Genomic DNA, 9,154 nt, shown 5'->3' on the forward strand with positions numbered 1-9,154 from the left:
TCCATACAATCGAACATTGTAAATTATTTTTGTATTAATTTATTTGAAATGTGTATTAAATGGTTATCACGATATGATTATGGTTAATAAAGTTAGGTAGTTATTAATCATTAATAATTATATCAATTAAATTTAGATAAAATTTTATAAACAAGAAGATAACTTAATCATTTTTATTCCTAATATAATAAAAATGATTAAGTTAAATTTTACTCTATATTTTTGTGTTTGTTAATAATGGAAATTCTTAATATCTTAAAAAATTTGAATAATAAACAACGTGAAGCTGTCTCCGCACCAAGAAGTAATTTATTGGTATTAGCAGGTGCTGGCAGCGGAAAAACCAGAATACTGGTACATCGCATTGCTTGGTTATTATCAATAGATAATTGTTCTCCAGATTCAATTTTAGCTGTAACTTTTACCAACAAAGCTGCTGCAGAAATACGTAATCGTATAAATAAATTAATGAATTCCAATAAAAATAAAATTTGGATTGGTACTTTTCATAGTTTAGCTCATCGTATACTGAGAATTCATTATATTGAAGCTAAATTACCTATAAATTTTCAAATTTTAGATAGTGAGGATCAGTTGCATTTTATCAAATCTTTAATAAAAAATATGAATTTTGATGAAAAAATATGGTCAGCTAGTAAGGCTATGTTGTATATAAATAATAAAAAAGATGAGGGATTACGTCCAAAAAATATTACAAACTCTAATGTAGTAGAAAAAACATGGCTAAAAATTTATCAAGAATATCAAGAAATATGTGATCGTATAGGCTTAGTTGATTTTGCAGAGATAATTTTGCGTAGTTATGAACTTTTAATAAAAAAATCTAATATTTTACTTCATTATCAAAGGCGTTTTACTAATATTTTAGTAGATGAATTTCAAGATACAAATAATATTCAATATAAGTGGACTCGTTTATTAGCAGGTAAAAATGGAAAGGTGATAATAGTAGGTGATGACGATCAATCAATTTACGGCTGGAGAGGCGCACAAGTTAAAAATATACAACGTTTTTTAACCGATTTTCCGGATACAGAAATAATCAGACTTGAACAAAATTATAGATCAACTAATAAAATTTTACAAACAGCTAATGCTTTGATAGCTAACAATAATATTCGTCTTGGAAAAAAATTATGGACTAAAAGAATAGATGGTCCTCCTGTTTACATTTATTGTGCTAATAATGAATTAGATGAAGCCTATTTTGTAACAAATTGTATAAAGTTACTATATGAAGATAAACATAATTTATTAGACTGTGCTATTCTTTATCGTAGTAATGCTCAATCCCGTGTATTAGAAGATGCATTATTACGTAAAAAAATTCCATATCGTATTTACGGAGGTATGAGATTTTTTGAACGTCAGGAAATTAAAGATGTACTTGCATATTTACGTATTATAAATAATAACAAAGATGATGTTGCTTTTGAGCGAATAGTTAATACTCCGCAACGTGGAATTGGACATAAAACGCTTCACATAATACGTGAAGTAGCTAGAAAACAAAAGCTAACTTTATGGCAATCTGCTAATATTTTATTGACATCTAATTTATTAACAAGTCGTGTAATTTTATCTTTAGAACGTTTTTTTGATTTGATTCATAATTTATCAATTACAATAAATGGATTACCTCTTTATATGCAAACTGATAAAGTTATAAAAGATTCTGGTCTATGGTCAATGTATGAAAATGAAATAGGAAAATCTCATGACCGTATTGAAAATCTTAAAGAACTGGTAACTGCTACTCAACAATTCAGTTATAATGATGAAAACTTAACTCCTTTGCAAGCATTTTTATCTTATTCTGTATTGGAAGATGATAAAAATCAAATTAATACATGGGAAAATAATGTTGTACAGCTTATGACATTACATGCAGCAAAAGGATTAGAATTTGGTCAGGTATTTATTGTTGGTATGGAAGAAGGTATGTTACCTAATAGGATGTCCTTAGATCAACATATTAAATTAGAAGAAGAACGGCGCTTAGCATATGTTGGTATAACTAGAACAATGTTTAAACTTATATTAACTTATGCCAGAACTCGACGTTTGTATGGCAAAGAAATTTACTGCAATCCATCTCGTTTTATCAAGGAATTACCATTAGATTGTATAGAAAGAATATATACATATAAAAAAATAAATTATTTGTCAAATAACAGCAACGAAAAAGCCTATAATTCTTTTGTTAGAAAAAAGAAATAATCATATCTATTTTTAACACAGATAATTATAACTAATTTTAATTGGAATTAATTAAAATAAAATAGGATTATTTTGTTAATAATTGATTTAAATATAATTACAAAAATCTAATTAATAAAAATTGCAATGTGGAATAACTATGTTAAATGCATTTAAGTTAGATGGTTGTCGTCTTGCAAGATTAGAACTTGAAGAGGGAAATGATAAATTAATATCATCAATTTGGGTAGACCTTGTTGAACCAGAAGAAAATGAACGAGAACTAATACAAATTGAATTGGGACAAAGTTTGGCCACAAGCCCCGAATTAGAAGATATTGAAGCATCAGCTCGTTTTTTTGAAGATAAGGATGGTTTGCATATCCATTCTTTCTTCTTTTATGAAGATGTTGAAGATCATCATGCTGGTAATTCTACAGTAGCTTTTATTGTCAGAGAAGGCAGATTATATACATTACGTGAAAGAGAGCTCCCAGCTTTTCGTTTATATCGTATGCGAGCACGAAATCAAAAATTAATTAATGGCAATGCTTTTGAACTTTTACTGGATTTATTTGAAACTAAAATTGAACAATTGGCAGATGAAATTGAAAGTATCTATAGTTCCTTAGAAAAGCTTAGCCGTGTAGTAATGGAAGGTCAACAAGGAGAAGAATATAATTCATCACTTTCGCGTTTAGCTGAATTAGAAGATGTGAGCTGGAAAGTAAGATTATGTCTCATGGACACTCAAAGAGCACTTAATTTTTTAGTCAGGAAGGGTCGTTTACCTAATAATCAATTAGAGCAAGCACGTGAAGTTCTTAGAGATATTGAATCTTTGTTACCTCATAATGAATCATTATTTCAAAAAGTCAATTTTTTAATGCAAGCAGCGATGGGTCTAATAAATATTGAACAAAACAGAATTATAAAAATATTTTCGGTAGTTTCAGTAATGTTTTTACCTCCTACACTTTTAGCATCAAGTTATGGTATGAATTTCGAGTTCATGCCTGAACTGAAATGGAGTTTTGGTTATCCAGCCGTAATTTTCTTAATGATTATAGTTGGAATAGCACCATATCTTTATTTCAAACATAAAAATTGGCTATAGAAAATATAATATCGTCTATAATGATGATTTTAGATTTCTAAGATTTTCTAGGTGATAAAAATTTACCAGTTTTATATTTTTATCAAGCAATAATATAATTATTTATTCATAATATTATTTTCAGATAATTAATTGGTTTTATTAATAAGTTATATTTAAAATATAATTATAAATTATAAATAATAAAACAATATTAATTTATTAATAAATATCTGTTATTAATCTTCATAAAATAACTGATATTTATAAGCTATTAATTAAAAGATATAGATTTTATAAAATATATTGAAATAAAATCTATATCTTTTATGTTTAATGAAATCTAATTGATAATTATATTGATTATAATTATATTTAATTAAATCTTTTGGAGAACATAAAATGACTATTTTAAACCATACTCTTGGTTTTCCTAGGATTGGCTCGCATCGAGAACTAAAAAAAGCACAAGAAAGTTATTGGTCTGGTCATATAGATGAAAAGGAATTATTAAAAGTAGGTTGTAAATTACGTAAACGCCATTGGAAACAACAAAAAGAAGCTGGAATAGATTTATTGCCTGTAGGTGATTTTGCTTGGTATGATCATGTATTAACTACCAGCTTATTATTAGGAAATATACCTAAACGTCATCAAAATAAAGAAAATATCTTAAATTTAGATACTTTGTTTTTTATAGCTAGAGGTATTACGCCCAGCGGTAAATCTTCTTCTGCAGCTGAAATGACAAAATGGTTTAACACTAACTACCATTATATAGTCCCTGAATTTGAAAAAAACCAATGTTTTAAAGTTACTTGGACACAATTATTCGATGAAGTAGACGAAGCATTGTCATTAAATTATCCAATAAAAACTATATTACTGGGTCCTGTTACATATTTATGGTTAGGTAAAACGCAAGGTAATAAATTTAATCGCCTTCACTTATTAAAAGACATTTTATTAGCTTACAAAGATATTTTATCTGAATTATTTAATAAAGGAGTAAAATGGATACAAATTGATGAGCCTATATTATCTTTAGAGTTAACAAAGGAATGGTGTGATGCCTTTAAGATAGCATATGATACATTACAATCAAAAAATAATTTATTACTAACTACTTATTTTGATAGTATAAGTCAAAATATAAATTTAATTTGTGAACTACCTGTACAAGGTTTACATGTTGACGTAATTCATGGAAATGATGATATTGAATTATTAAATTATAAAATTCCTAAATCATGGGTTTTGTCATTAGGTGTTATTAATGGACGTAATATTTGGCGTACTGATTTAAGTCACTGGTTTGATCGTCTAAAACCACTAAGTTATCAACGTGAAAATCTATGGATTGGTACTTCTTGTTCGTTATTACATACTCCTATAGATTTAAGTTTTGAAAAACATTTAGATAAAGAAATACAAAGTTGGTTTGCATTTGCATTACAAAAATGTACAGAACTTTCTTTATTAAAAGATGCTCTTAATAATGATGATAAATCTTTATTAGAATCCTGGAGCATACCAATTCGCACCCGCATGTATTCAAAAAAAGTAAATAATATTGCTGTAAAAAAACGTGTTAAAGATGTTCTTTTAAAGAATATGAAACGCAAAAGTCCTTACAAAGATCGAATTAAAGAACAAATTAAAAAATTTAATTTACCTGAATGGACGACAACTACTATCGGTTCTTTCCCGCAAACCTCTGAAATTCGTAATCTACGCCTAAAATTTAAACAAAGAAAATTAGACTACAAAAATTATCATGATAGCATTTTAAATCACATAAAAAAAACTATTCTTGAACAAGAACGTTTGGGAATAGATGTATTAGTACATGGTGAATCAGAAAGAAATGATATGGTTGAATATTTTAGTGAACACTTGAATGGTTTTGTGTTTACTCAAAATGGTTGGATACAAAGTTATGGTTCTCGCTGTGTTAAACCTCCAATAATTATAGGTGATATTTCTAGACCAAAGGATATTACGACAGAATATATAAAATATGCACAATCATTAACTAAAAAACCCGTAAAGGGAATGCTAACTGGTCCGATAACTATTCTTTGCTGGTCTTTCGTGCGTGAAGATATACCGCGTGATATTATAGCTACACAAATAGCTCTAGCTTTGCGAGATGAAGTAGAATCTCTAGAAAAAATTGGAATTGGTATTATTCAAATTGACGAACCTGCATTACGTGAAGGACTACCATTACATAAATCAAATTGGAATAATTACTTGAGTTGGGCTGTTAATTCTTTTCATATTAGCTCATCAATTGTAAAAAATAGTACTCAAATACACACCCATATGTGTTATTGCAAATTTAATGACATTATGGATTCTATTGCAGCTCTTGATGCAGATGTAATTACTATCGAAACATCCCGTTCTAATATGGATTTATTAAAGTGCTTTGAATCATTTGAATATCCAAATGAAATTGGACCAGGAGTATATGATATTCATTCACCTAATATACCTAGTGTAGAATCGATAAAAAACTTATTAAGGCAAGCAGCTAAATATATTCCAAAAGAACGCTTATGGGTTAATCCAGATTGCGGTTTAAAAACTCGTAGTTGGATTGAAGTACGCAATGCGTTAAAAAATATGGTTGAAGCAGCGATAAGTTTACGTAACAATGTTTGAATTAAGTTTCAGTTAACTTATGATATTTTGGCGCTTATAAGCGCCTTTTCAGTTATGAGTTTATAATAATGTAAATTAACTATTCTCTTGTTTTTATATATATTTAAACAATATAAAATAAGTGAATAATATTTAAATAAAATAGATATAATAGTTAACATGCGTAATTTAATATTATTTTAATTTATTATTAAAGTTTAAATATAACATAATTTTACTATAGTACTTTTTTATGATTAAACAATGTGATTGTAAAATATTTAATTTGTTACATAAATTAAAAATATTAGAATAAAATATAAAAATTTATCGAAATTAATAATTTTTAAATTATTAATTAAATAAAGTACTTAATAATGGATTATTAAATCAATTATTAATAAATAACAAACAAAAAATTATATAAAAATAATATTTTTATTTTAAAATTAATTCATTTCAGATCAAGATTAAAATAATTATAATATATATTTAAAAAACATAAATAGTAAAAATTAATTTAATAATTAAATTAAAAAAATAGATACAAAAATATTTGTATAAAATATAACATTGATTTTAAATAAATATTAATATACTTATTTTATATCCTTCTTTAATATGATAAAAGGACCTTCAATGGATGGAATCAGTGTTTGGCAATTATTAATTATTGCAATTATCGTCGTACTTCTATTTGGTACTGATAAATTACGTACTTTAGGTGCAGATTTAGGTTCTTCTATTCGTGATTTTAAAAAAGCTATGAACGAAGATGATGATAAACAAAAAGAAAAAAGTGATATTTTTAATGAACAGATAATAATCGATAAATCGAAAAATAAATTTAATAATACAAAAACGAATAAAGATGAATAAAAAAATAAAGGTATAAGTTATGCCAAAAATTTAATTTTGAAGAATTAATATTGCTTGTTGAATTAATTATTTTGAGTCCGCAAAGATTACCTCATGTTTTAAAATTTATAATTAAGCGTATCAAAATTTATCATAAATTAATATTAAAAATAAAACATAAAATTATTTCTTTGTTAAGATTAAATTATTCCTATAAATTATAGAAATAATAATTTAAAAATTAGACATGAATACATAAAAATAAAAAATTAACAATATTAAAATGATGATGACAAATTTTAACAGAAGCAATATTTATAAAAATAATTCAAATATAACATATAGATATAATATAAATTATAAAAATATTCCATCAAGTAAATGGTCTAATATCAAAAATATGTTTAATATCAATTAATAAAATTATTTATTTAAAATAAAATATTAACTTTATAGTTGTAATAGTGATACATAATAATGATTATTGAAGAAAACCAATTAATTATTGAACACCTAATTGAACTTCGTAGACGTTTAATAAATTGTCTTGTTACAATCTTTGTGGTTTTTTTATCTTTAGTATATTTTGCAAATAATATTTACAATTTAGTAGCATTACCACTTATAAGTCAAATGCCAGTCGGTACCAATATGATTGCAATAGATGTAGCTTCTTCATTTATGACTCCTATAAAGCTTACAGCTGTTATATCAATTTTCCTTTCAATTCCAATGATACTTTATCAAGTATGGGGGTTCATAGCCCCAGCGCTTTATAAACATGAACGAAATTTATTGATACCAGTAGCTATTTTAGGAACATTTTTATTTTATATTGGTATAATATTTGCTTATTTTATTATTTTACCTGTAGCATTTAAATTTTTTATTGAAACCTTACCTAAGGGGGTTGTTCTTGCTACAGACATAACAAAATATCTCGATTTTGTAATATGGTTATTCATTGTATGTGGTATTTCTTTTGAAATACCAATCTTAATTGTATTATTGTGTTGGAGTAATATTACCAATACAAAAAAATTAAAAAAAAATCGTCCTTATGTTTTTATTGGCACCTTTGTTATAGGTATGTTATTAACTCCTGACGTTTTTTCCCAAATTCTGCTTGCTATTCCTCTGTACTTTTTGTTTGAAATTGGTTTACTACTTGCACATTATTACTTTAATAATAAAATTAAATAAAATATAAAAATTAAAAAATACTAAATGCGTTATTTCTTTATTAGAATATCGATAAATTATTTAATTACATTATGTAACCATTATTGATTTTATATTTAAGATATTTTAATAACGAAAATATATATTGTAACAAGGATTTTCATAATTAATGAAAGCTTTAATTATCTTCTATAGTCGTAATGGACAAACAGAAAAAATATCTTCTTACATTGCTGATATTATTAGAAGCAATCAGCCATGTGATTTAATTAATATATCAGATGCTATAAATATAGATTTTGATTGGAAACAATACGACTGTATTTTAATTGGTGCTTCTATTCATTATGGTCATTTTCATCCCATAGTTAATGAATTTATAAAACGTAATGTATTAACTCTTAAAGAAATATTTAGCGGTTTTTTTTCAGTTAATCTTGTAGCTCGTAAAATAGAAAAAAGTTCTCCATATACTAATGCTTATACTTACAAATTTTTAAATAGTTCTCCTTGGAAACCAAATTGTTGTGCTGTTTTTGGTGGTGCATTAAAATATTCACGTTACAATTTATTTGATAAAACTATTATTAGATTTATCATGTTTATTACAGGTGGAGAAACTAATATTAATTATGATGTTGAATATACTAATTGGGAACAGGTAAAAAAATTTGCTAATCATTTTAAAAATTTAAAACTCAAAAAATTAATTAATTGATAATAATTATTTAAAATAAATGATATTAAAAAAATAAATACTTGACTATTTATATAAAATAAAGGATATTGTTTTTATCGACTAAAGGATGTAAGACTTAAAAAAAATAACAATATAATTAAATTTTATTTTTAAACTTGATTATAGTACTTATATTGTTTAAAACAATATAAGTACTATAATAGTTTTGACATTGTCCCCTTCGTCTAGAGGCCTAGGACATCGCCCTTTCACGGCGGCAACAGGGGTCCGAATCCCCTAGGGGACGCAATGCGCTAATGTAAATTAAAATTTGTAATAAAAAGTTCTTTAACAATCTAAAACAAGCTGAAAATATAAATATTGATACATTTTTATATTAAATGTTATTTGATTTTTATATACTCTCAACACTTACAATCTAGAAATGCTTGTGGGTTGTAAGGTTAAGT

Annotated in this window: 5 protein-coding genes, 1 tRNA gene and 1 pseudogene; all 7 read left to right on the top strand. The window is 25.6% G+C overall.

The features are described from left to right. The first annotated feature begins 237 nt into the window (after positions 1–237). The 7 genes and pseudogenes from uvrD to CRV09_RS03610 all read left to right on the top strand — a co-directional run bounded on the left by uvrD (position 238) and on the right by CRV09_RS03610 (position 8,991). Complete coding sequence (gene uvrD, locus CRV09_RS03580) at positions 238–2,241, top strand: DNA helicase II (protein ID WP_136132763.1); 2,004 nt, start codon at positions 238–240, stop codon at positions 2,239–2,241. Between the two features lie 139 nt (positions 2,242–2,380). After that, on the top strand, positions 2,381–3,337 hold the full coding sequence (gene corA, locus CRV09_RS03585) for a magnesium/cobalt transporter CorA (RefSeq protein ID WP_136132764.1): 957 nt from the start codon (positions 2,381–2,383) through the stop codon (positions 3,335–3,337). A 381-nt stretch (positions 3,338–3,718) separates the two neighbouring features. Further along, positions 3,719–5,986 carry a 5-methyltetrahydropteroyltriglutamate--homocysteine S-methyltransferase gene (metE, locus tag CRV09_RS03590; protein ID WP_136132765.1) on the top strand — a complete coding sequence of 756 codons (2,268 nt, stop codon included), beginning with the start codon at positions 3,719–3,721 and terminating at the stop codon, positions 5,984–5,986. A 618-nt stretch (positions 5,987–6,604) separates the two neighbouring features. Next, positions 6,605–6,737: pseudogene (gene tatA, locus CRV09_RS03665) on the top strand (twin-arginine translocase TatA/TatE family subunit); the annotation flags it as partial. A gap of 563 nt (positions 6,738–7,300) precedes the next feature. Further along, positions 7,301–8,026 (top strand): twin-arginine translocase subunit TatC, encoded by a 726-nt coding sequence (gene tatC / locus CRV09_RS03600; protein ID WP_136132767.1) that lies wholly within the window; start codon positions 7,301–7,303, stop codon positions 8,024–8,026. Positions 8,027–8,174: 148 nt separating this feature from the next. After that, entirely contained in the window at positions 8,175–8,723 is a 549-nt protein-coding gene (hemG, locus tag CRV09_RS03605; RefSeq protein ID WP_136132768.1) for a menaquinone-dependent protoporphyrinogen IX dehydrogenase, read from the top strand. A 195-nt stretch (positions 8,724–8,918) separates the two neighbouring features. Next, positions 8,919–8,991: transfer RNA gene (locus tag CRV09_RS03610), tRNA-Glu, on the top strand. The last annotated feature ends 163 nt before the right edge of the window (positions 8,992–9,154 follow it).

The organism is Candidatus Pantoea edessiphila (assembly GCF_002933345.1).
Taxonomy (GTDB): domain Bacteria; phylum Pseudomonadota; class Gammaproteobacteria; order Enterobacterales; family Enterobacteriaceae; genus Pantoea_C.

Coding starts and splice junctions, on each gene's coding strand:
- uvrD (WP_136132763.1), top strand. CDS start 238: ATGGAAATTCTTAATATCTTAAAAAATTTGAATAATAAACAACGTGAA.
- corA (WP_136132764.1), top strand. CDS start 2,381: ATGTTAAATGCATTTAAGTTAGATGGTTGTCGTCTTGCAAGATTAGAA.
- metE (WP_136132765.1), top strand. CDS start 3,719: ATGACTATTTTAAACCATACTCTTGGTTTTCCTAGGATTGGCTCGCAT.
- tatC (WP_136132767.1), top strand. CDS start 7,301: ATGATTATTGAAGAAAACCAATTAATTATTGAACACCTAATTGAACTT.
- hemG (WP_136132768.1), top strand. CDS start 8,175: ATGAAAGCTTTAATTATCTTCTATAGTCGTAATGGACAAACAGAAAAA.